Origin of the sequence: Haloferax sp. DFSO52, assembly GCF_048158745.1 — an archaeon.
GTDB lineage: Archaea > Halobacteriota > Halobacteria > Halobacteriales > Haloferacaceae > Haloferax.
Window position 1 is genome coordinate 105,010 of record NZ_JBLOPB010000003.1, and the last position, 24,701, is coordinate 129,710.

Consider the following 24,701-nt stretch of genomic DNA (forward strand, 5'->3'; position numbering starts at 1 on the left):
TTGAGTACCCTCAGTTTTTCCGCACTGCCTGGATGGTCACCAGTGCGACACCCACGATCGCGAGTCCAGCGATGGTCCACAGAATCGACTCGTACGGGGGCCCTTGCGGTCCGGGACCGAACGGGAAGTGGTACCACTCGCTGACCGCTTTGCGGCCCGAGCGCTCCATGTGCGACCCGTTCCAGACGGCGAATGCAACGTCCACGTCGTTGTCACCGTCGAACGACGTGCGGTTTTCTGCGGTGGACTGAATCTCTCGGGACATTACGATGGTCCAGCGACCATCGTCGTAGTTCGTGGTCGTCTCGACGGCATTCGCTTCGAACTTCGTCGTGGTTCCGGGGCCACCGGCGAGTAACTCTTCGGTCTCCCCGCCGGCTTGCCAGTACCAGACGTTCACCAGATTGCGGTCGCTCCCCATCGAAATCGGAGGCCGTGCACTGGTGTTGACCGGAACTTGAACCGCTGCCGCATCGGCGAACTCACGTGGCCCCGTCGTGTTGCGGTCTGCGTCCCCATCTGCCCACGACATGCGAATGTACAGTCGCTCGTCTGTTCTGGCAGATTGGACGCGAACCGACTCGACGGACGTGTCGCTGGCATTTGGCAGTCCACTGGGTGCGCTCGCCATCGGAACGGAGACTGCTGGGACAGTATCCCACGCGGCACTCGTCGGTTCCTGCGGCTGGTCCGCGGACGACACCGTCTCGACCGGAATCTGGTTCGCCGGGCGGGCCGACACCATCGCCGGTCCGACCAGCGCGGACAGCAGCACCAGACAGACGACGACGGTTGCGCCGATTGCAGCCGTTCGTTGCTCACTCATCGTCGAACACCTCCAATCGGTACTTGCGTGCCGGATTCGTGTCGGTCAGCATGTCCAGTAGTTCGCTCTCTCCACCTCGGTTGACCTTGTCGCGCTCGCGCTCGATGGTGTCGAGCGCGTCGTGAACGCGGTCACCGAACAGTTCTTCCAGATAGGTTCGCGGGATGCGGTCGACGTTGACCGTTTCACCGTCTTCTGAGTGTTGCGGCGGCGCGAACGGCGGGATGTAGTAGACGTTCGGTTGCGTCTGGTACTCCGGATGGAGCGGCAGCGCAACCTCGTACTCGTTGACGAGTTTGTGGATGGGTCCTTCTTCGTCGTCGAGGAACCCAACGAGTCGAAGCTGTGGTGGACAATCTTCGGCACACGCTGGGGCGAACGTCTCGCCGTCCGGGCCTTCACCCTCGATGCGTGGGTAACAGAAGATGCACTTCTCCGATGTCTTCTGTGTCGCGTTGTAGTACACCTTCTTGTACGGACACCCTTCAACACAGTAGCGGTAGCCTCGACATCGCTCTTGGTCGATGAGGACGATACCGTCCTCTTCGCGTTTGTAGATAGCCTTTCGCGGACAGGCCTCCACACACGACGGGTGCGTACAGTGATTGCAGATTCGTGGGAGGTAGAAATAGTACGAGTTGGGGTACTCGCCTGCTCCCTGGTCTTCGTCCCAGTTCGGCCCCCACTCGGGGTTGGATTCGGGGCGAAGCGGTTCGTCGCTCCCGTTGTACATTATCTCCTGGTGGTTGAAATCCCAGGCGTCTCCGTAGTCTTCCTGACTCGGAATCTCGCCCGGCTGTCGTTCGTTGTGCGCTTCGGACTTCCAGCCACCACCTGATTCTTCCCAATTGCGTGGGTACCCCTTCCCGGGCTTGGTCTCGACGTTGTTCCAGTACATGTAGTCGCGGCCACCGCCTTCGGTCCACAGCGATTTACACGCGACCGTACACGTCTGACAGCCGATACACTTGTTGAGGTCCATCACCATCGCGACCTGATGGTCGATGCCCTCAGCGAGGTCGACTGACTGCGATTCTTGGTCTGTGCTCACGAGTCATCACCTCCCGATTTCCGCACGTCCACACGGACGTCGCTGTTGACACCCGTCGGACCCCAGTAGTTGGGGAAGAAGTAGAGATGTTCACCCGTATCCTCGGGATACTGAACCAACTGTGTCGGTTTCATGTACATCGGCACGAGCGTGTTGAAGTTGTTCCGACTGGCGTACTGGAACCGCTCCCACGAGAAGTTGTGTCGGAGCGTTCCCCGCTCGCTGCTCGGGTAGATTTTTGCCTGTACCTCGACTGCGCCCAGGTCGTTGAACACTTCGACTGTATCACCGTCTTCGATGCCGCGTTCTTCGGCGTCGTCTGGATTGATGTAGACGACTGGTTCGCCTCGCTGGAGGCGGAGTAGTTTCGAGTTATCCCGCCACGTCGAGTGAATCGACCAGCGGCCGTGCGGCGTGTTGTACTCCAGTGGGTAGTCGCCACCGGTGTTCTCTGGTCCTTCTTTGTGTGTCGGCAACTGCTCACCGAGTTCGAGGAACCAGTCGTGGTCGATGTAGTACTGCTGGCGTCCGCTGACGGTCGGCCACGGGTTCTTGTCCTGGACGAAGTCCTTCCACGGTGCGTACGCTTCGCCGTCCTCGATTTCGGAAGTCCAGTGGTCGCCCGCCTCGAGCAATCGTTGCGGTTGCTCGACTGTGTCTGCGAAGGTAATCTGGTCGTCGCTGTCTGCCGGGTTCGACTCCTCGGAGTGTTCGAGGATGAACTCACAGGCTGCGCGGTCGTCTGCGAGTGCACCGTCTTCACCAGTCTCCCAATCGCGGATGTAGTCGTCGTGGATAGACTGGAGGTCGATTTCGCGCCCGAACTTCCGGTCTGTAACGGGTTCGGCGCCCCGTTCGCGGGCGATTTCTTGAATCTTTTCGGCGAGTTCACGGAATATCTGCCAGTCAGTCTTCGACTCGCCGAGTGGTTCGACCGCCGGCGTGAACGGATGAACGTAGGTGTGCATGTCCGTCATCGAGAGGTCGTGTTTTTCGTAGTGACTCGCGGTCGGAAGCACGATGTCCGAGTAGAGCGCCGTCGAGTCCATCCGGAAGTTGATGTCGACGACGAGGTCGAGTTTCGGCCACAGTTGCTCTTCGACCGCGACGTTGCCTTTGGCCTGGTTGAAGTAGTTCCCCCGCCAGACGAACATCGTCGATGGGTCTGGGCGCGAGCCATCGTCTCGCTCTTCCGGATAGACGGGCATCCAACCGTTATCGATGGACTCTCGAATCTTGGCGGCCGTGTCCGGGTCCGTGTTGTCGAGAATTCCAGCGTGGTAGTAGGTCCACAGGGTCGTCGGAACACCGCGAACGCTTCCAGTTGGGAACGAGAGGACTTTCCACCCGTGGAACGTCCAAATCTTCTCTTGGCCGACGTAGTGGTCAAGTCCGGTCCCTTGCTCTCCGAGGTTGCCCGTCAGGGTGACGAGTAACTGGAGTGCGCGGTTCCCGAGATCGTTGTGGTACCAGTCGTTGACACCTTTGCCGTGGATGATCTTCGCCTTGTCCGCCTGTGCGAACTCGCGGGCGATTCGCTGGTGGGTCTCTTTGCCGACGCCGGTCTCCTCGTGGACCGTCTCTGGGTCCCACTTCGAGAGTTCGTCACGAAGCTCGGCCCACACTGTTCGCACACGGACGCTCCCATCCGCAGTTTGGACCGTCGCTTCGGCGTCGAGTTGTGGGTCGAAATCCAGTTCGATCGATTTCGAGTAATCTTTCTGGCCGTTTCGCTCACCCAGCGACCCTGGTGCCTCTCGCAATCGGCCACCAGAGTCGAGCATGAGGAACATCCACTCTGGACGGTCTGCAGTAGAGTTCACTGCCGGAACGTCGCTCGCCCGGAGGAACTTCCCGGTATCCTGCCGAACCAACAGCGGCATGTCGGTCTGTTCTTTGAGATGTGCTTCGTCGTACAGCTCCTCGTCGACGATGGTCCGCGCCATCCCGAGTGCCAGGGCTGGGTCGGCTCCGGGTTTGGGGCTAATCCACTCGTCGGTGTGGATTGCCGTCTGGGAGTAGTCGGTAAAGATTCCCACTCGTTTCGTACCGTTGTACCCCGATTCGAGGAAGTACTTCGCGTCGGGGATTCGCGTGACGTTGATGTTCGACCCCCACGCGATGATGTAGTCGGCGTTGTACCAGTCTGCACTCTCGGCGTTGTCGGTCTGGGTCCCCCAGGTGATGGGTTCCCCCGGCGGCAGGTCGGAGTACCAATCGTAGAACGAGTGGCTGACTCCGCCAAGCAGGTTGACGAGCCGAGAGCCACTGGCAAACGACACCGGACTCATCGCCGGAATCGGTGTGAAGCCGCTGATGGCGTCGTAACGTCCAGCCTGTACCTCGTCGATGACGTGTTCTGCGATCTCGGTGAGTGCTTCGTCCCACGAGATGCGTTTCCACTTGCCTTCACCACGCTCGCCGACGCGCTTGAGCGGGTGTTTGATTCGCTGTTCGGCGTTGACGTAGTCGGTGTAACACGCGCCTTTCTGACACCCGCGTGGGTTCGGGTCTGGGAGGCTTTCGTCGAAGCGTGGGTAGTCGCCGGCCTGTTCTTCTCGCCACACTTGCCCGTCTTTCACGTAGACGTTCCACGAACAACTCCCTGTGCAGTTCACGCTGTGGGTCGACCGAGAGACCGAGTCCCAGTCCCACTTTTCTCGATAGAGGTCTTCCCACTCTCGGTAAGGGTACTCCCCGATTGGGTTGTCGACGGGCTTCAGTCCTCCCATCTGGAACAGGTTGTCGTCGGAGGCTGCCGAACTTCCGATGCCGAGCAGTGACGCGACACCGATTCCTTGGAGCAGATTCCGCCGTGAGACCAGCCCGGTACTGTCTGCTGAGTCCCCCGGTGGGTCGCCTATCTGTGGTGAGTCGTCTGTCTGTTCGCCGGTCGTCGAATCTGCAACCGACGGTTCGTCTTGTCGCTGTGAGTGGTTGTTTCGGCTCATTGGTCTATGTGTACGAATATCGTCGTCAATGCCAGTCCTGCGCCGAGCAATCCGAGTGCAAGTCCGGTGAGTGAGTCGCCGCCCATCTCGAGACCAAGGGCGACGAGTGCCACACCGAGAAGTTTGCTGACGCGGTCGAGGTGTCGATACTGCTGTGCCGACAGTTCGATAGTCGGCGCGGTCGACCGAGCACCCGCATCAGTCATCGCCAGTCACCTCCGGGGACCGCCTGGATTCGTCGTTCTCTTCCCCGTTCTCCAACATCCGGTAGGTCAGGATACCCGAACCGATGGGTACGACGAACAGCGCAACAGTGAGAATCGGGTTGATGGCGCCTGTACCAACCCCAACTGCACGAGCGAGGAGGTTGTTCATCCCCGCGATGGAGGCAATCATGATGAATTGGACCGCTGCGATTCCAACTGCTGTTTGCCACGGCCGTCCGAGCGGGTCCGCCGTGAAGTGAACTGCCCGGTCGTGGTAGTCGATGAAGGGCCACACGGCGATGACTCCGAACACGATAGTCGGGAGCAGTACCCCGCCGACGAATTCGGTCGAGATGTGGATGCCGACGACTGGAATCGTGAAGCCCATCCACGACGGGAGGAGCTTCAACAGGCCGTACACCCACATCAAGAACCAGTCGGGCATGATGAGTTCGGGCGTTCCTGCGGGGTTGTTCGGTCCGTACTCTGCGATGTTGTGAACGGGCAGGAACCCAGCGAGAGCGGCGAGCGTCGCGAGCGTCAGGAAGAAGACCACGGCACTCACGGCTGTCTGATTCGGGAAGGCTGGAAGCCCGACCACGACACTGTCGTCGTCTTTCGCGACGACTGATTCGGTTCCACCGTCGCCAGCAGTCGAACTCTCTCGTGGGTGCTGCGTGGCCGGTGAGAGCCCTCGAACGTCGTGGTCTCGTGGGGCTTCGGTGTGCTTCTGTCTGATGAGGATCGCCATGTGGATGGCGAGTAACACCCCGATTGCAATCGGGATGATGAGCACGTGGATGAAATACAGTCTGGGGATGGTCGCACTCGATGGGAACGTCCCACCAAAGAACGCTTTCCCGACGAGTTCACCCACGAGCGGTATCGACGTGGCGAGGTTGTATCCGATACCAGTTGCCGTCGCTGCGAACTCGTCGAATGGGAGTGCGTACCCAGTGTACGCGGCACCCATCGAGAGGCCAGCCAGCCCGGTCCCGACAACCCAGTTTGGCTCACGCGGGTTGCGATACGCTCCGGTGAAGAACACCCTGAGCATGTGCAACCCAATCGAGGCGACGAACAGGTGTGCCGCCCAGTGGTGCATCCGTCGGATGAACATCCCGAATGGGATGTCGTACGTGATGTGGAGGACGCTCGCGTACGCTTCGGGGACTTCCTCCCCTTGGAACTTCGCGACACTGCCTTCGTACTCAACGTCGCTCGTGGACGGTTCGAAGAACATCCCGAGGAACATCCCGGTGAGGACGAGAAGGAGGAAGCAAAACAGTGCCACCTCTCCGAGGAGGAACGAGTCCTCTGCCGGGAACGCCTTGCCGAGGAACTCCCGCCCGCTGTCGAGGTCGAACCGGGAATCTAGCCAGCCGTAGGCGCGGGTTCCAGCGTCGGCAGTTCGCTCTGCGAGGTCATCGATTCGGGACATCACTCACCCCCCGGGCCGACTGGCCCGTTGAAGTCGCCCGTCGCGATGAGATACCCCTCGCTCGAGAGTGTAATCGGGAGTTGCGGGAGGCCTCGCGATGGTGGCCCTCCCACGACTGCTGCCGCGTCTGTCGAGTCGAACTTTCCGAAGTGACACGGACAGACGAGTATCTCGTCTTCTTCGTTCGACACCATACATCCGGCGTGCGTACAGACCTTCGAATAGGCCGTGTAGCCGGACACCATGTACTCCGTTTTGACGCTGTCGCCGTAGGCGTCCTCTGGGTGTCGGACCAGCAGCGTCGGTGCCTGCTCGATACCCGGCCGTGGCTCCGGAAATACTGTCAGAATCTCTCCTTCTGAGAGGGCGTTCTCGGGGACTCGATTTCCGTCGCCGTCGACGAGGTAGATTCCGTCTGAGTAGACGGGCCCGGTGTACTCTCGTTCGAATACGCGTGTCAACCCTGCAAGCGGTGCCGTGAGACTTGCGACGGCGGTGAGCCCGCCGACACTCGCGAGGAGTTTCGCGTAGTCGCGTCGGGCGAGCGATGCACGTGTGTCCGAGTAAATACTCGGTCGATGGCCGAACGACGCGCCCGTATTGCCCGTTGAACAGTCGGAACACTGACCGTCGCAACTGGTCGATTCTGTGTGGTGACTGTCTGGGTTCATCAGTGCCCCCTCCGTTCTGCGACTTCGACGTGGGGGAGGAACCACGCGTAGTACGAGACGGTAAGCAGTGCTAACGAGACGAACATCCCCATCGCGTAGACGCCGAAGTACTGCGTCCGAGCGAGTGTGAGGTACTCTCCGGTGAACAACGCCGCGAAGACGATCGAGAGAATGGTCAGCCCACCCATCGCCACGATTCCCTCAATCGCGTCCGATGCGTCTCGATACTCGACGACCCAGCGGTCGTCGGTCCAGAACCACGGAAGTCCAACCGACCCCCCGTCAGCGACTGCCGTGTTCTCTGTCTGTTCCCCTCTCACTGCAGAGTCCATAAACCGGTGGACCGCGGTCAACACTGCGACTAATCCGAACAGTGCAATCCAGACGATGACGCCAACTTGACTCGGTGCAAGTTTCTCGGGCGTGTCGATGATCTCCTGGAGTGGTTGCATCTCGGTGACGCTCTGGTCGATCTCGATCTGTTCACTCGGCGGTTCACCCTGGAGAGCGACGTACCACATCGGAAGAAGTACGGCGACGACCAAGAGCAAGACGACGAGAGTCTCGCGTCTCACAGACACTCACCTCGGTTCGGTGCTCGGTGCCAACCCTCCGCGTTGGGTACATTCTGTCGAATATCCCAACCGACCGCCATAAGGCTGCTTTTTGACATACTTCGACCCTATGAGATGGTATTGGTTAGAGAGGGGTAACGCCGTGACCAAAGGGCGCGGGGTCTTTAAATAAGAGCTGTCTTACTCAATCTATTTGATTTTACTCCGAACCTGACTCAAATAAACTGGCCTCTGTGTTCCCGTCCCACTGGAATCAGCAAAACCACTATTCTCCATGGATGCGAACGTTGAATCGTCATGGACAGCGGGGTACACAGTGAGATCGAGGTGACGGACCCATGCGCATGTCGACTCTCTGAAGTGTCTGCTGACGTCGATGTCCGCTCGATCACCCGTTCATCACCGGTTGATGGCGACACTGTCTCCATCGAGTTCTCTGTCGAAGAGGAAGTCGAGTATTCTGACCTTGATGAGGTGTTTCAGCACGACACGCAGACCGTCTACCGTTTCGAGTGCAATGCTGATTCGGAACCCGGTTGTGCGTGCGAATTTATCGAGAGTCACGGATGCCCCGTTCGCCACATCGAAGCTGAAAATACCAACATCGTTCTCTCGTTTTTCGCACCCGATATGGACGCACTTCGAGAGATCATCGTCGAACTCAAAACTGTCTTCGATGGTGTCTCACTCCGCCGACTGACACAGTCTGGCGGCCCTGAGACGAATAGTTCTCCGATATACGTCAATCGAGATACACTCACCTCCCGACAACAGGAGGTGTTGACAACTGCCCACCAGATGGGCTATTTCGAACATCCACGGACGGCAAATGCAACCGAGGTTGCGAAAGAGCTCGGAATCAATCGGTCGACTTTCACAGAACATCTCTCTGCTGCCCAGTCGAAACTACTCGACGCCATCCTCGACAGTTGATACCGACAACGAGCAGCCGAGAGAACCACCAGCTATTCTTTAACACCCCACTTGTGGTGGGCCCTCTTTGTAGGTACCAGATGGCGTAACAACGTGACGGTGGCTATCGTGTCAGAAAATTATGTGTTCGACTGCCCCAACTGTAGCGTCGAGATGGCTGTCGATAGAAACATCCGAGCGATGATTCTCGACGATGGCTGTGTGCTATGCGATGCGTCAGTCGTCGTTCACCACTTTTCTCGCGAGTGACCGCTGGTTATCGGTGTCTCCGAGTGATTCACTCTCTTCCCGACGGTGCTCCAAAATGGTTCGTCTGTGACTTCTCGGCTCAAATATTAAGCCACCTCACGGCGAAACGTAGTATATGCTACCGTGGTGGGTGGTCGTGAGCCGGTGGAGGCGACGGTCTGTTCATGACTGACGAGCAAGCGGCGACGATTGCTCGCGCTCTCGACGATGAACTCAGTACCGGCGCGTTCGACTCCACCTCCAAATCGACGGTAGATGCCGCGACAGAGTTCTTCCAGCGGCTATTCGTCGAGTTTCTCGACTTCGAGCCGACCACGTCACCTACTGACGATACCTCGTGGCAGACCCTTTCTACTCGCGAGTGGCTGCAGACATCCGACACGACGACTGCGCGTCTCATCGCTCGCGCTGACCCTTTCCGTGTCGTCTACGTCGAACTGGAATCGTTGACTCGATCTGCTGAGCGGCGAGTCGTCCGAAACCTCACTCGCGACGAATCCACGAAGGAGTGGGCAACAGCTGGAACTGTTCTCATCGTGTTCCACGCCCCAGACGAGACTGTCTGGCATCTCGTCACCCCCTACGACGAACACACTGCGGACTTCACCACTGGGCGTCTCGTTCTTCGTCGGTTCACGGTCGGTATGAAGACCACACACGGCCCAGTGGCGAACGCACTGGCCAGCATCGGTGCCGACGAACCCCGCCTCGCTGAACGTATCCACGAGGCATTCAGTGTCGAATCCCTCGTCCAAGCGTTCCACGAAGAGTACACACAGATGAGCGATGCGATACAGGCCGAACTTCGAGACCATGATGTGACATCAGAAGACGGTCACCGGTACGCTCACCTGTTGCTCACGCGGTTGCTCTCTCTGTATTTCCTCCAACAGAATGGGTGGTTTGGTGAGCGAACGGACTTCGTCGACTGGTTCCTCGACCGGTATCAGACGAATGGTGAGACTGAATCGTTTCACGAAACGTGGCTCTCCGCACTGTTTTTTGAGGGGTTGGCCCGTCCAGAAGGGGCCGCAATCGACACCGACCTCCCAACCGATGTTGCGACGGCACTCTCTGGACTTCCCCCCATCGATACCGGCCTGTTCGATCCAACAGACAGTGCCGAACGTGGAATCGTTCTCTCAGATTCCGTCTTGACGAGAGCCATCCGAACGTTCTCCGAGCGATACACCTACACCGCCACCGAAGCGAGCCCCTTCGATATCGACGTCGCGATCGACCCTGGGATGCTCGGGACGATTTACGAGACCTATCTTGCTGAACGAGAACGTGGTGAGGCAGGTATCTTCTACACGCCGAGAACTGAAGTCGACTTGATGTGCCGGTTGGCACTGTACGAACAGTTCTTGCGGCGACTGGACATGCCAGAGGAATCCTGCACGCACCCACTCGCCGAGCTCGTCTTTGGCGACTCGCACGAGTGGGACCACTCTAACGACTTCGACAGGGATGAACTCTCTTCGGTTCTTCGTGACCTCCGCGTGGTCGACCCGGCGTGTGGAAGCGGTGCGTTCCTCGTCGGAATGAACCAGGTCATGTCAGAACTCTCCGAGAAACTCGGGTACCCGCTCGGCCGAGACAGAACACGACGACGGGTCGACCAGAATCTCTACGGGGTCGATATCAAACCGTTGGCTGTCGACGTTGCAGCGTTCAGATTGTGGCTTTTGCTTGTAGAAGAGGACTCACACCGTCCGCCGACGACTCCTCACGTGCCGGACGTTTCGTTCAACCTTCGGGCGGGCGACAGCCTCGTCGAGACGCTGAGCCGAACGCCCGACCCACCACAACCCACTCAACAATCTGAAGTCAGTGACGACAGCACTGGGTTTCAGTGGAGTACCGATTTCGGCGAAGTGATGGAGGGTGGTGGATTCGATATCGTCATCACGAATCCACCGTACGTCCACCACCAGGATATCGTTCAGCACCACCTGCACGACGAGCGTCTCGACCAGTTGAGTCAGCCAGACCGTCAGTGGCTCAAAACAGCGTACAAAGACGAGTTACTCTCGTACGTTCGAGAGCGATTCGACATCGACCTCTACCGGCGAAGCGACCTGTATGTGTACTTCTTTTTCAAAGCTATCGACGTCCTCCGTGATGGGGGGACGTTGGCGTTCATCACGTCGAACACGTGGTTGGACAACTCCTACGGAAAGCGACTCCAACAGGGACTCCTCGAACTCACTGACCTCTCGTTCGTCGTCGACAACAGGGAGAGACGAAGTTTCGCGAATGCAGACATCAATACCGTCATCACGATTGCGAACAAGACACCTGAGCGAATGCTCCGTGGTGACGTTGGGTTCGTCGCCCTTGGGGCACCCTTCGACCAGGTGAATACTCTCTCGAATATGCGCGTGCTGGTCACCAACACGAATGCTGAGATGACGGACGCGGAGACGACGGACTCGGGGACGACGAGCACCACGTTCACGATGGCAACCGAACGAGGCCGAATGCGTCGGTTCGACGAAACCCGCGTGGTCTCTCTCGACGAAGAAGCACTCTGGCGGTTGGGTGGCGGCACGACTGCTTCGATTCCACACTCACACACCGAATCTGAGACTTTGACTCCTGGTTCAGTCGCTACTGGAACCTACACGGGGAACACGTGGGGTCAATTTCTCCGCGCTCCACCGACCTACTTCGAGTTGCTCGAAGCCGGTTCGGACGTGTTCGTCCCGCTCTCAGAGATTGCAACTGTTGGGTCGTATTTGAACACTGGTGGGGCGGACGATTTCTTCTTTGTCGACGTGGTGGACGGCGATCCGCAGACGGAGCCGTTTGTAACCATCCGAAATCGGGTGACGGGCGACACGTTCACCGTCGAATCTGCGTTCGTCCTGCCGTTTGTCGAGTCACCACGACAGGTGAGCCGAATCGACCTCTCGAAAGCGAGTTACGACACGTACGTACTCTGTATCCCGGCGGAGACTGACCTCACGGACACGGCGGTGGGTTCGTACGTCGAGTGGGGCGAAGGGACGGACCGACAGTATCACCGAACCTCTGGACGCAGCAAGGTCTCAAAGTGGTGGGTGCTCGGCCACCGAGGAGAGACGAGCACGAAAGTCGTCTGGCCAAACCGGCAGAATGCTCGACACTTCGTCGGATACAACCCCACACAGACTGTGACGAGTCGGTTCTATCGGTTGGAGCCCCGCGACGACGTGACTCTGAGCGCTGAAGAACTCGCAGCGTTGTTGAATTTCACACCGACGGCACTATTCACTGAAGTGTTGGCGAGTGCTGGGCTGGGACAGGGCGTCTTGGATGTCACTGGGACGACCCTGCGGCGGGTGCCGGTGGTGAACCCTGATGCGCTCTCGACTGAAAGCCGCGCCACAATTCTGGACGCATTTCGAACCATGTCCGAACGAGAGATGGGAACCATGTACGACGAACTCGGTGCGGAAACAGCAGTTGACGTAACGCTCAATGCCGTCTCCGCTGACCGAAGACAGTTAGACAGCACTCTGTTTGAAGAGTATCTTGGACTCAACAGGGATGTGCAGCGAGCGGTCTACGCGGCGATACTTCGAACCATCACTGACCGCCTCAACAAATCTCAAAACGTGTAAACGTGTGAGACCTCACCCCTGCATGGGATAACTGGTCCACTGAAACTCTGCCACTGAACAATGCCCTGTCGCTTTGAACAGACGCCGTGAACCGTTACGGACAGAAATTTTAGCGTAGGTGACTCACCGTGGTTCCTGGCTCACCGTCTCTTTAGCCACACCCCGAGGCCGACAGCGACGAGTCCAACGATGACGAACGGAAGGAAGCCGAGCAACGTACTCCCAGGGGTGGGTGTCGTGCCAGTTCCGTTTTGATTGGGTGCTTCGGTGGCGGGGCTCCCGAGCTTCGAGTTCCCTTCTTCGACCGTCACTTCGACGAGTTGACTGTTCACCGTAATCGTGTACGTCCCCGGCGACTCCAATCGTTGCTCGAGTGTGACAACCTTCGTCTGTCCGCTGGGAACGGCGACCGTGTGCGTCTTCGATTCACCGTCTACCAACCCGTACACCAGTTCTGCCGTCCCTTCGACGTTTCCAGTGTTGGTGATGGTTGCGATGAGTGTGACGCTCTCTCCCGGTGCAATCGTCGTTGCATCTGCCTTCAGGTCGATGAGCGTGATGTCTGCGCTCGGTTCACTGACTCTCGTCTCCACTCGTGACCCCCCGATTGCTATCGTGTACGTTCCGGGTGTCTCGTACCGGTGGTCGAACGTGACGGTGGCGTTTTCTCCCGATTGGAGTGTAAGCGTCCGCGACGAGATTACGTCGTCATCGACGGTGAAGTCGACTCTCACATCGCCGTCTGCGAGTCCGGTATTCGTCACGTCCGCTGTCACGGTTGCTGTCTCCCCGAGCAGCACATCAGTCTCTGTCGTGACGTTCGAGACGGCGGCGACAGGTTGGTTTATCCCAAGTGCGAAGTAGGAATTTCCTTGCGATTTGGCTCGAAGCACGTAGCGTCCGTCTGCTTCCCCCAGGAGTCTGGTTTCGAGTTGTTCCCACGCATCGTCGTGATATCTGTAGAGAGCGACGTTTTCGGGGACTGTCTGGCGGGCGTCCAGGTCGTCTTTTGCGACGGTGAGGTCTACCGTAGCCTCGTCGAGGTATCGGTCGAGTCCTCTGCTGATTTCGATTTGGAGATATAGCGGCATCTCGTCTGCGACGGCGGTTGTGGGGATGTCTTCGGGTTTCTCTGTAAACGATCTCACGTCCACCGTGAACGAGGGGATGTCTCTGGACATGGTGATGGTGAGGGTCTCGATATCCACGCCTGAACCGGCGGACATCGACTCCGGAAGCTCGAATTCGAGTTCTTCGTCTTCTTTTGCGTTGGTAACGTTGTACGTCACGTACGTCTCCGTCACCGCAGTCGTCTCGATTTCAGTTTCCGGTTCTGGTTCCGGTGTCTCGGTATCTACACTACTGCTACCACCCCCGCTGCTACCACTACCACCGCTACTTCCACCACCGCCTCCTCCACCGCTACGGACTGGTGTGGGGGTTGGTGTTGGTGTTTGAGTCGGTGTTGGCGTCGGTGTGGAAGTTGGCGTCGGCGTGGGCGTGGGTGTTGGTGTAGGAGTCGGTGTTGGTGTCGGAGTCGGTGTGGGAGTTGGCGTCGGCGTGGGCGTCGATGTCGTACACGCACCGGGTCTAATAGTCACTCGTTGGTCCAGGTTCAGCGTCGTTGTCGTGCCGTCTGCATCGATGAGCCTGAACTCCTGAATACGGTGTTGTCCACCACTCCACTCCCACTCTCCCCAGTGGTCGGCTTGTTCGTTGAACTCGGGAGTAACCGAAACGCTGCTCCCTGTGGCGAGATTCTCGAACCCGCGATAGGCACCGCCATCGTTTCTGTCGGGTCGCCACTTCCAATCGACTTTCGCCGTCGACCCATCGATTTCCCAGTCGTCGTCCTGCGCACCATTGCCATAGTAGTCGTCTTGGACGACCCATCCATCGCCCGCCGGTAGTCCACTAAACGTGAACGTTACAGTCCCCCCGTATGGTGAACTCCCGAGTTGGTCGTGGAGGACGACGAGGCTGACTCCCTGTGAACCGTGATAGAAGAAGATGTTGCTCACCCGGTTTTCTTGGAGGTAAACTGTCCCATACGACGAGTACACCCCGATTTGAGCCGTCTCGTGGCTTCGGTAGTCGTAGAACGACTGGACGGACGTTGTCCCGTCTCCGAGTGCCTCGACGGTATAGCACATTCCTCCTTGTTCGACGGCGTAAACCACTGCCTCCGACTGTTGCGCAGCGACTCCGCTAATCCCGGTGGGGAAGACCACCAGCAGCGCAACCACGACGACGACAAGCCGCCTCGACGAAATCACCGGACGACCAACCAGATTGTCGCCGACGTAACACTCGCAGCCGAACTAATCTGCCCGATCGGTTCTGCCGAGCGGAGAAATCCAGTTTGTGAAATTCTTTGGAGGGTCATTGTCGGTCTTGCTGAACAATACACATGAGGGTGTTTGGTTATAGGCCCGAAGACTGGTTGTTAGGAATCGACGGGTGGCTGTTATGCCTCGACGTAGTGGTCGTTAGCCTCCACAAGTGCTCCTTAACGAGAATGTAACCGGTACACCGGTGTGAACTGTGAGGATATTCTGTCAGATTATTATTATTAAGATGGGTTGACGGCAGACGACGAACTAGTGGAACAAGCACGATGGACAGTAATTCTCCACATTTTCTGTCATTCTCTCAATCAGTAAACAGTTCTTAAGCGTGTTGCTGTTGAATATGACTCACCTGACACACAGCCCGTGTGGACTGGTGAGTGAACCATGGCAACAATCACTTTCGCCCGTGACGGAGACTCGACTGCCGAAGAACCGGATATCTCCGCCCCGTACTGGTCTCGTATCGATGGCGCGGACGAGATGACCGCAATCATCTCCAACGAGGGCGAATAGCGATGGCAGTCGTCCTCGAATCACTGGCCACGCTGTCTGTTCTCGTCTTCGTCGTGACGAGCATGCTCGCGATGGGCTTGAGCCTGTCAGTTTCACAGATACTCGACCCGTTGAGAAACGCGAGTCTGGTTGGCAAAGCACTCGCAGCCAATTTCGTGCTGGTGCCCATCGTCGCCTACATTCTCGTCGCCGTCTTCCCCCTCACTCAGGGCCAGTCTATCGGCATCATCCTCCTCGCGACTGCTGCTGGTGCACCGTTCTTGCCCAAACTCGTCGAGGTCGCGAAGGGAAGTATCGCATTTGGGGTTGGGCTGATGGTTCTCTTGATGGTCGTGACTGTCGTATACGTCCCGCTCGTACTCCCGTTGTTACTTCCAGGAGTCGAAGTGAACCCACTCGATATCGCTAGTTCACTCGTCGTCTTGATGCTGATTCCGTTGGCAATTGGATTAGTGGTGAACGCGCGATACGACAGTGTCGCCGCCTCGCTACAACCCGTGATGTCGCAGACGTCGACCGTCGCGTTGGTCTTCCTCTCAGTGCTCATGTTGGTGCTGAACTTCGACAACCTCGTCAGCGTCATCGGCACCGGTGTCCTCCTCGCCCTGCTGGTGTTCGTCGTCGTCTCGTTCGCACTTGGGTACGTCCTCGGCGGGCCGAAAGCGGACACGAAGTCAGTGATGGGGTTGGGGACCGCACAGCGGAATATCTCTGCTGCGCTCGTCGTCGGTGCGCAGAACTTCCAGGATCCGGACGTGCTGACGATTCTTCTCGTCGGTGCGTTGATGATGTTGGTCGTCCTCATGGTTGCAGGCGGAGAGATTGGAAGACGTAGCGACCTTCCAATCGATATTGGAGAGGGCGTCGGAGACAGTAGTGACCGGCAAGTAGTTCCCGAGTGAGACTGCTTCCAGTACGGACTCTCACCTCGACTACCGTCGTCGACGCCGCGGCCCGGAGTCATCGTCTGACCGTGAACTTCGAAGTATATCGTTGTTGTCACTATCGATTCCCACTTTTTCGAGTTGTTGACGCCAGTAGGGGCTGTACCCCGGAATCGTTGGTTCCTGAAGTGTCCACTCGTCACTCAAGACGCGTTCGAGTTCGGCTTTGACGTCTTCGAGGAGGAGTTCGCCAACGTCCCTGCTGATCTCTCCGCGCTGTATCGTCTCACTGATGGCCTGGTATTCTGCGATAAGGATACGATGCTGTCCAAGACGCTCTTCGTGGTCGCGGATATCTGGATGGTTCTCCAACAGCGATTCGATTGCGACCTCGAGTTCGCGCTGTTCTTCCTCGTAGATCGTGGTGATGTCTTCGAAGACACTCGTGGGGATTTCGTCGTGTTCGAGCAGTTTTTCTGCACTTTCGAGCGCGGCGTTGACACCGTGTAGTCGGCCGATGAGTGCTTCGAAGAGTCGTTGTGGTGGGCGTTGTTTGCTAATTCCAACCCTGTCGATGACTCGGCCCATCGTTGGGCCATTGACGAGGAGGGTGAATGCGGCGACACCGAACACGAGTGCAGAAAGCTGTTCTGTGATGGGGCCGCTAAACGATTCTGCGACCCCGAGTACGAGTGCAATCGAGACTGAGGCATGAATCCCACTCCACGACAGGACGTGCTGGTATGCGCGTGAGATTGGCGTGGTGAGCCACCGATTGAGGGCACCGACCAGTGGGTAGATGACGACTGCTCGCGCGAAAAAGACGAGGACGATGGCAGCGACGATTTGTGGGGCGTACTCGACGAGGAGGTCAAAGGGTGTAATGATACCGAGTACGACGAAGATGAACGTGTTCGCGATGAAGGCCGCGTATCCCCAGATTGCCTCCACAGAGAAGTTCGTCTCCGGGGAAATTTCGGCCCGACTGGGGTCGCTCCCGAGGAAGATTCCTGCGGTGAGTGTTCCGATGACGCCACTACTTCCGAGGAGGTCGAGGAAGAGGTATACGCCGTAGGCGACGATGAACGAAAGGACGACGGCAGTGAGGTCGTCGTCGACCCGGGAGATGAGTTGGGTCGCGCCGTACCCGGCAGCACCACCGACGAGTGCGCCGCCGACGAGTGCGACGAAGATACCGACTCCGATGTCCGCGAACAGCTCGACGGGTGTTACGAGGTTCGACACTTCGACTCCCGTCGACTCGGCTTGGATGAACACAGCCAGAATCGACGAATAGACGACGATAGAAACACCATCGTTCAAGAGACTCTCACCCTCTACCAGCGTGTTGAGTCGCTCGGGAACGCCGAGGTCCTCGAAGACCGCGAGCACTGAGACAGGATCAGTTGGCATGATAATCGCACCGAAGATTATCGCGACGGCAAGTGAGAAGCCGAAGACCGCCTGGCCGACGACTGCGATAATCGCGATAGAAGCGAGGAGGCCAATCACGGCGAGTGCGAGAATAGGGACGATGTTCTCGCGGAACGCTCTGACATCGATGTTGATTGCATCGTTGAAGATGAGCGCCGGGAGCAAGGCGAGGAGAATCAGGTCAGATGTCAATTCGACTTCGATTGGGGAACCGATGATAGAGATGAGGAGCCCTGCGAGCAGGAGTCCAGTCGTGTACTGTAGTTTCGTATACCTGCTCGTAACGATGCCAACACCAGCAGCAATCACGAACAGATAGAGGACGGTTATCAGTTGCTCTTCGACCCCTGCCATACCTGTTATACTGTTCACATTTCAATAAAGGCTCGCTCTCGGCTCGAGTGGCGTGATCGCGTGGGTGACTGTCGCGAAATCTATCACCATTCGTATGAAATTTCGGACGGGAGTTAGAAAGAAAAGTACAATCTGACTCGGTACACCTGTTACCTCCAATTAGAATGTGTGAAATACTGCAAGACTGTACACTCTGTAAGGTTGTGAATAGTGTTTATCGCCAATACTGTCGATATATCACACACAACTGGAAACATCCCCGATTTCATACGACTGAGTGGGTTGAACGGCAACTGTATCTGTGTGGTTGTGATGGCAGGGGCCGTTGAGTCAGTAGTGCACAGTAGAAACATGACAGACCAAATATTCCGTGACTGATATTGGCCGAACGTACGAGGAATCTGCGGAGTGGTGGCCAACCCTACTCCGGGAACAGGACGGCGCTCCGAACGGCCTTCTGCAACGACTGTTCCACTACTGTACATTGCTCGCTGCCACGCAGTCGTTCGCTGACGGATCGTAACACTACTCGAACGCGATGTTGTCCATCTCTGGCTGTGCGTTCTAACACTGCTCGTTCGAGGTTACCGATGATTACAACAGGGAGACAATCACGAATCACAGCGTTCTCCAACCAGCAGTATCGGGGGATGTCAGCGTGATTCTTCTTGCCGTCACTGGAACAATCGACACAGTAACACAGGCTCTCGGAACGCTCCAGGGCATCTTTGTCACGGTGTTCATGGCTGGGACGATGGCTGTCGTCGGGATGCAACTGACACGTGGTGATGTCTTCCAGACAGTCAGGTCCTACAATCTACTCGCGAGATGGCTCCTGGCGAACGTAATCGCGGTTCCACTGTTTGCAATCTTCCTTTGGTTCGTGTTTGGTTTTTCTGAATCACTCTTGATAGGCCTTATTCTGGTTGCTGTCGCACCGGGTGCACCGTTTATTCCCCGACTGGTACTCATCGCGGGCGAAGACTCCAAGCTAGCATTGGAATTGACAGCCTCGTTGACCGTTGTCGCAGCAGTAGTGGTCCCGGTTTTAACCACCGCGATACTCCTGTTCGTCGATGTTCGTGAGGGCGTCTCACTCTTCCGGTTCCTCCTTCCGCTCGTGCTCGTACTCGTCGTCCCGATGGTTGTTGGGATGTCGGTGCGAGACCTCAGTCCCGACCTCGCAACTCGCCTGACGAAACCCGTCGCCATCGTTTCGAACATCGCGCTGCTTGCTACTCTCGCAGTTATCGTTATCCTCAACCCCGGCGGAATCATCCGAGTTCTGGTGTCGCTCTTCGGAACAGGGTCGTTGTTCGTCATTGCTTTGTTCGTCTTGGGGACCATCGCGATCGGCTGGTTCGTTGGGGGGCCGACAGAAGAAGGCCGACGAATTCTGGCACTCGCGTGTGCTGCTCGAAATATCGGCATCGCACTGTTCGTCGTAACTGTCGCATTCCCAGATTCGAATGCAGATGCAACCATCGTCGCGTACTTCGTCTTGATGTTCGTAATCTCTGGCGGCGTCGCGTATTACTGGGGCCGAACGAAACGGACGCTTCCGCTGGCGGCGTAGCTTTGCCCCTCGTGAGTTCGTTTATCGTCATGTTCTTCGCGGTGTTCGGTCTGTTCGCGATTCCGATGCCAGTTCTCGAAGGCTGGGTTGGTGCCCCCGTGTTACCTCGGTGCTGTCCTTTCGATGGTTTGGGTCTCGGGTGTTTCTCACGCGGTAACTGCTTCGAGTCTCACTTCTCATCGGTGCGGTGTCTGCGTTGTACTTCTCTGTCAACATCGGTATCGACCAGACCTATCGCGACCAGTTTTTCACACAACGTACGAACAGTGTCGTGCGTACCCTCGTTTTTCGAGAAATCTATCTGACACTCGTCGACCGAATCGAGGCATCGGAACCTGTTGTACGACCGTTTTCTCACTTCCAGGTGACTGGGTCTGCCCCATCGACACCGATACCTCCAGAGAGGTGAATTTGGTCTGGGTCCCGAGTAACCCCTTCCGTATTGAACCGACGAAGCACTTCAGCGATGTACTCACCACGGAGTTGGTTGAAGTGTGACCGTGTGGGTTCGGCCATCCACACCCGCGCTTTCAACCCGACGTAGGTCCCTTCGAGTTCCGCAATCCGAACACTGGGCGCAGGTTCTGAGAGAATCTTGGGAAACGAACCGGCTTCTTCGAGGATAATATCCGTTGCCCTGTCGAGGTAGTTGTACCCAACGTTGAACTGGACCGTGATTCGAAGCCTGTCGTACGCAACTGGATTGGTTATCACGGAGTTCGCCAGTTCTGCATTGGGGACTGCCACGAGTTCGTTGTCAAAGGTTCGAATCCTCGTAATCCGCAAATCTATCTGCTCGACTCGCCCCTGTTTGTCGTCCCACTCGATCCAGTCTCCAACGATGAAGAGTTTCTCGTTGATAATGTACAACCCGGCGAGTAGATTTCCGATAAGGTCGTTCGCTGCCAGACCGACTGCGATGACCACCGCACCACTCACGGCAGACATCGCAGTCAGAAATGAGCCAAACCCTGCGATGGCGAACGCCAACCCAAACGAGAGTATTGCGCTCGCGATTGCTCCTATCAGGCGGACGAGACTGGTTATCGATGGGTCGAACGCACGCCGTTGCATTGTTCGAATGATGTACCGAACGATGCCGTAGCGAGCGATAATGTAGGTAAGAACGAGTGTGAGAAAGAAGGCGATGATGTTGCGTAGCAAGTTCACTTCTTCACCTTCGAGAAGTTTGGCTACTGTATCAACCTGCATAATCAGTACTTCGGTCTGCATGAACAGTACTGGCTGGAGTGAGTGCAACCCTGTCATATCACTATGACGCTCCCAACGAGAAAATAGATTGCCAGAAGCACGCAGTGAGCAATCGATATGATATCTCGCAGACAATCCCCTATCAAAATAACAAATGAATTACCATTCCCGGTGGGGTTCGCATATCTATGGACCGACCTATTGGTTGACAATTAACGTAGTGGGTCCGGAACTATCTTGGAAATTTAATGAAGTTAATTTTATATTTCCTGTTCAACGTCGGTCGCTATTGCCGGACTTGTCAACGAAACATTGCTACGTGCCGATGGCTGACGTGACTCAATACGTCTGTTCTCCCAACGGGTGTGTTGAGAACTGACATAGCATTACGCCTCTCATGTCTACTGAATTGTCACGGTATCCTCGCCAGGTTATCTGCTGTTTTGATTCGAACGACCGAGGCACTAACTTATAATTTCACTTATTAAATGTCAGACATTACTTCCGGACCAAACCAATAGTTTGGCTGATACGAATGGTCGCGAGTGGTGTCGAGCGTTTAGTTCCACCTTCGGCGCGTTCTCTATCGATTGACTGCGATTCAACGGAGTACAACGTGCCACTGGACCGGGCAAATATGTCAACAGTATTGCCAATGAGATGACGACGTATATGTTGAAGAGTTATCTATTACGAGTGTATTCCTGTAATGGCGGCGTGGACACACGACACGTGAACAGAACGAAGGAGATGTAGTTCCAGTTATGCTGTTCGATGATTGTCTCTCCACCCACTGTGCCAATACTGATAACAATTTAACCATTCGCCTCTCCGGAACCAAGCGTCGGTTGCATTCCGGATATTAGTGAGAGAGCCTTTGAAACGGCCGTCTCAGTCAGTTGCCGAAGGTGTAGATTTCTGGACGGCCGAATAGCTATGTTCTCTCTGGCCGTCAGTGCGGTGTAAATTGGAGAATTCTGAACGTCCTTGTCGACTGTCACCATTCGTTAGTGGTTGTTACAGGATGACACAGGTGATTTTGTCTTAAATATTCGGCTCTTGGGAACTTCACTTGTTCACCTGCCATACTGTCTAAAATGGCCGGTTACACCGATGATACAACTCTGACCACGAGGGATTTGTTTCGAAACAACACTCGCTCACCACACGACGGAGGTACTTCTTTAACCTCCGGACACAGTGTCCATCGTATGGGTGAACACGACTCGTCCCACGGGCTCAAGACGACTGCTATCTCGTTAGAAATCGTCGAACACATCCTCGAATGCGAGGGTGCGACGATGAGCGAACTGGCAGAAATAACGGGCCACGCAAAGAGCACTGTTCACTCTCACCTGAAGACGCTCGCCGAGTTTGGGTACGTCGTGAATATCGACAACCGCTACCAACTTGGCGCGAAGTTCTGCCACCTCGGTGACTACGTCAGGACGAACAAGGAGTACTACAGAGTCGCACAGGAGGTCGTTGAATGGCTCGACCACGAATCGACGATGGAAGCTGACTTTGCTGTCGAAGAGCACGGTCGAATCGTCTCGCTCTACGGAGATCTCGATTTTTCGAACTCGACGCGATTCCTCATCGACGGCAGTCCGTTCCACGTCCACACCACGGCGTCGGGAAAAGCAATCATCGCCGAATATCCAGAGAGTCGCGTTCGAGATATCATCGACCGCTGGGGTCTCCCAGGCTCGACGGACGAGTCCATTACGACCGAAGAAGAGCTATTCGCCGAGTTAGAACGCGTCCGTGAACAGGGGTTCGGGGAGAATATGGGCGAAGCTATCGATGGGTTCTGGGCCGTCGGAAAGGCGGTGAAATCTCCTCGGGGTGGCGTCTACGGGTCGTTGAATCTGAGTGGCCCTGCGTATGTCGTGGACGATGAGACGAGAGCGACGCAGGTCGAGTTACTCGACGAGGCAGTCGACCGGTTCGAGCGAGGCATGAACGAGATGTACCAGTCCCGGTCGCAGACGGACGGTGGTGAGTCAAGTTGGGACTGACCGAGTGAACGAGTGAGCGGGGGTCGATGGGTTCAGGCGGGGACGGCAGACGACGGGACGACACCGTCTTCCGTCCAGCCGCGTCGGTCGTAATACTCGTCGAGCGCGTCCTCGAACCCGTCCAACTGGTCTTCGTACGGCAACGTGTCGTCGCTCCGGTCGAACCCTCGCTGGTTGTTGAAGTGCCGTTCGAGCGTGACGATTCGGTCCCCAGCGGCGAGCAGGTCGTCGAAATCTGCGCCGAAGAGCGCTTCGTAGCGCTCCGGGGTCATGTAGTCGCGGGAGAACTTGCAGACGATACCGCTGTCGTTCAATGCCATCTGATTTTCCTTCTCGATAAGCCGCTGTGGCTTCCCCTCGAACCCTTCTGGTGGATACGCGTCATCGTTTCCGACGAGTGGGTATTCCTGTGAGTAAAAGACGGCGTACATGTGGTCTGCGCCACGATTCGAAACAGCGTACGAGAGTCCCTGACCGTTGAGCACACGGCCTTCGTGGGCGGCGAAGTCCAATCCTTTCACGGTCCAGTCTTCGACACCAAGGTCGTCGTGGATTCGGGCGATACCCGCTGCGAGGTCGTCGCCGACTCCTTCGCGGAACGCGATTTGTTCCACGAGTTCGTGGATGAGGTCGACGTTACCGAACTCGTCTTCGCTCGCCAGATAGGCCGCGACGGTGTTTCCTGCCGAAATCGCGTCCAGTCCGTATCTGTCACAGAGTTCGTTCGATTTCATCACGTCGACGATGTCGTCGACGCCGGAGTTCGACCCGAAGGCCATCGTCACTTCGAACTCTGGCCCCTCGGTTTCGACGCCCGCTTCTTCGTCTTTCGTCGGGAGTTTACACGCGAACGCACAGGCAGAACACGTTCCTTTCTTGTACTTCTTCTTCTCGATTGCATCGCCGTTGATTCCCTCGGCGCCTTCGAACTGTTGTTCCGAGAAGTAGTACGACGGCAGACCATTCATCTCGTTGGCGAGATCCAACACTGCGACAGTCCCCTGTCGCTTCATGATGTGGTCGTCGGTGGCGGCCTCACGGTGAATCTCCATCTGTGACGACGGAATCTCGATATCTGGTGCCGAGTCGCCATCGAACGTAATTGCCTTCACGTTCTTCGATCCGAGCACGGCACCGAGTCCACCACGGCCGAACGCCCGCTCTTTACTCGTCATGATAGAGGCGAACCGAACCTCGTTCTCTCCTGCCGGGCCGATGACTGCGGTCTGGTCGGCACCGATTCCGTGTTCGTCGTCGAGGTACGCGACCGTCTCGGGAACGGTCGCGCCGGTGAGGTTGGGCACAGGTTCGAACTCGACACCGTCGTCGGAGACGTGGAGGACGAGCAGTTCGTCACTCGCCCCGGTGAGTTCGACAGCCGCGTGTCCCGTGGCCGCAATGTGGCGCGAGACGAACCCACCTGCGTTCGACGAACAGAGACCATCCGTCAGGGGTGACACACTGGTACAGTTCGTTCGGCCGGTGAAACTCATGTTCGACGACTGCATCGGACCTGTGGAGAAGTATATCCGGTTTTCTCTGCTGAGTGGTTCGACGTCGAACGGCACGCGGTCGTGTGCGAGTTTCGTCCCAACACCACGGCCACCAACGTACGACTCGAGTATCTCGTCGATGGATTCGGTCTGGGTCTCCCGCGCTTCGACGTCGATCGTCAGCAACGAACCCGTTGTGTGTAACATTGGCAAGAAGACGATGCGCGTGTCACTAATCGATTACGGTTACTTCACCCCTGACAGCGTCAGTCAAAACTGCTCTGTATCGGAACCAGATACTGTGTACGTCTTCAATACAAAACGTGGATAAATTATATATGATTGTTCCCCA

The 24,701-nt window shown here is 56.8% G+C and carries 18 protein-coding genes; 6 read left to right on the top strand and 12 right to left on the bottom strand.

All coding sequences use genetic code 11. The features are described from left to right. Positions 1–10: 10 nt before the first annotated feature. The 8 genes from ACK3SC_RS16570 to ACK3SC_RS16605 all read right to left on the bottom strand — a co-directional run bounded on the left by ACK3SC_RS16570 (position 11) and on the right by ACK3SC_RS16605 (position 8,285). On the bottom strand, positions 11–826 hold the full coding sequence (locus ACK3SC_RS16570) for an ethylbenzene dehydrogenase-related protein (RefSeq protein WP_416841344.1): 816 nt from the start codon (positions 824–826) through the stop codon (positions 11–13). Next, positions 819–1,877: a 4Fe-4S dicluster domain-containing protein gene (locus tag ACK3SC_RS16575; protein ID WP_416841345.1), complete on the bottom strand. Its 1,059-nt coding sequence runs from the start codon at positions 1,875–1,877 to the stop codon at positions 819–821. The genes ACK3SC_RS16570 and ACK3SC_RS16575 overlap by 8 nt, the downstream gene beginning before the upstream one ends. Beyond that, positions 1,874–4,828: a molybdopterin-dependent oxidoreductase gene (locus ACK3SC_RS16580; RefSeq protein ID WP_416841346.1), complete on the bottom strand. Its 2,955-nt coding sequence runs from the start codon at positions 4,826–4,828 to the stop codon at positions 1,874–1,876. The genes ACK3SC_RS16575 and ACK3SC_RS16580 overlap by 4 nt, the downstream gene beginning before the upstream one ends. Then, positions 4,825–5,034: a hypothetical protein gene (locus ACK3SC_RS16585; RefSeq protein WP_416841347.1), complete on the bottom strand. Its 210-nt coding sequence runs from the start codon at positions 5,032–5,034 to the stop codon at positions 4,825–4,827. The genes ACK3SC_RS16580 and ACK3SC_RS16585 overlap by 4 nt, the downstream gene beginning before the upstream one ends. Further along, entirely contained in the window at positions 5,027–6,475 is a 1,449-nt protein-coding gene (locus tag ACK3SC_RS16590; RefSeq protein WP_416841348.1) for a cytochrome b, read from the bottom strand. Before ACK3SC_RS16590 ends, ACK3SC_RS16585 begins: the two co-directional genes overlap by 8 nt. Further along, positions 6,475–7,146: a ubiquinol-cytochrome c reductase iron-sulfur subunit gene (locus ACK3SC_RS16595; protein WP_416841349.1), complete on the bottom strand. Its 672-nt coding sequence runs from the start codon at positions 7,144–7,146 to the stop codon at positions 6,475–6,477. Before ACK3SC_RS16595 ends, ACK3SC_RS16590 begins: the two co-directional genes overlap by 1 nt. Further along, positions 7,146–7,721 carry a hypothetical protein gene (locus tag ACK3SC_RS16600; protein ID WP_416841350.1) on the bottom strand — a complete coding sequence of 192 codons (576 nt, stop codon included), beginning with the start codon at positions 7,719–7,721 and terminating at the stop codon, positions 7,146–7,148. Before ACK3SC_RS16600 ends, ACK3SC_RS16595 begins: the two co-directional genes overlap by 1 nt. Before the next feature lie 399 nt (positions 7,722–8,120). Then, positions 8,121–8,285 (bottom strand): hypothetical protein, encoded by a 165-nt coding sequence (locus ACK3SC_RS16605; protein WP_416841351.1) that lies wholly within the window; start codon positions 8,283–8,285, stop codon positions 8,121–8,123. Between the two features lie 66 nt (positions 8,286–8,351). Between ACK3SC_RS16605 and ACK3SC_RS16610 the strand changes: the two genes are divergently transcribed. Further along, a complete protein-coding gene (locus ACK3SC_RS16610) occupies positions 8,352–8,654 on the top strand; it encodes a helix-turn-helix domain-containing protein (protein ID WP_416841352.1) in 303 nt (100 codons plus the stop codon). Positions 8,655–9,067: 413 nt separating this feature from the next. Beyond that, on the top strand, positions 9,068–12,511 hold the full coding sequence (locus tag ACK3SC_RS16615) for an Eco57I restriction-modification methylase domain-containing protein (RefSeq protein WP_416841353.1): 3,444 nt from the start codon (positions 9,068–9,070) through the stop codon (positions 12,509–12,511). Positions 12,512–12,651: 140 nt separating this feature from the next. Here ACK3SC_RS16615 and ACK3SC_RS16620 read toward each other — a convergent pair whose 3' ends face one another. Then, on the bottom strand, positions 12,652–14,787 hold the full coding sequence (locus ACK3SC_RS16620; protein ID WP_416841354.1) for a PGF-pre-PGF domain-containing protein: 2,136 nt from the start codon (positions 14,785–14,787) through the stop codon (positions 12,652–12,654). Between the two features lie 459 nt (positions 14,788–15,246). On the opposite strand from ACK3SC_RS16620, the gene ACK3SC_RS16625 reads away from it, so the two are divergent. After that, positions 15,247–15,375 (top strand): hypothetical protein, encoded by a 129-nt coding sequence (locus ACK3SC_RS16625; protein WP_416841355.1) that lies wholly within the window; start codon positions 15,247–15,249, stop codon positions 15,373–15,375. A gap of 2 nt (positions 15,376–15,377) precedes the next feature. Further along, complete coding sequence (locus ACK3SC_RS16630; RefSeq protein ID WP_416841356.1) at positions 15,378–16,277, top strand: bile acid:sodium symporter family protein; 900 nt, start codon at positions 15,378–15,380, stop codon at positions 16,275–16,277. A 30-nt stretch (positions 16,278–16,307) separates the two neighbouring features. Here the strand turns inward: ACK3SC_RS16630 and ACK3SC_RS16635 are convergent, their stop codons facing one another. Then, a complete protein-coding gene (locus ACK3SC_RS16635; RefSeq protein ID WP_416841357.1) occupies positions 16,308–18,047 on the bottom strand; it encodes a cation:proton antiporter in 1,740 nt (579 codons plus the stop codon). Positions 18,048–18,705: 658 nt separating this feature from the next. On the opposite strand from ACK3SC_RS16635, the gene ACK3SC_RS16640 reads away from it, so the two are divergent. Then, positions 18,706–19,623: a bile acid:sodium symporter family protein gene (locus tag ACK3SC_RS16640; RefSeq protein WP_416841358.1), complete on the top strand. Its 918-nt coding sequence runs from the start codon at positions 18,706–18,708 to the stop codon at positions 19,621–19,623. A 354-nt stretch (positions 19,624–19,977) separates the two neighbouring features. On the opposite strand, the gene ACK3SC_RS16645 is transcribed toward ACK3SC_RS16640, so the two are convergent. After that, a complete protein-coding gene (locus ACK3SC_RS16645) occupies positions 19,978–20,892 on the bottom strand; it encodes a mechanosensitive ion channel family protein (RefSeq protein WP_416841359.1) in 915 nt (304 codons plus the stop codon). A 1,154-nt stretch (positions 20,893–22,046) separates the two neighbouring features. Between ACK3SC_RS16645 and ACK3SC_RS16650 the strand changes: the two genes are divergently transcribed. Continuing rightward, positions 22,047–22,856, top strand: coding sequence for an IclR family transcriptional regulator (locus tag ACK3SC_RS16650; RefSeq protein ID WP_416841360.1), 810 nt, complete (start codon positions 22,047–22,049; stop codon positions 22,854–22,856). A gap of 32 nt (positions 22,857–22,888) precedes the next feature. On the opposite strand, the gene ACK3SC_RS16655 is transcribed toward ACK3SC_RS16650, so the two are convergent. Continuing rightward, positions 22,889–24,556, bottom strand: a complete 1,668-nt coding sequence (locus ACK3SC_RS16655; RefSeq protein WP_416841361.1) for an aldehyde ferredoxin oxidoreductase family protein — start codon at positions 24,554–24,556, stop codon at positions 22,889–22,891. Positions 24,557–24,701 lie beyond the last annotated feature (145 nt).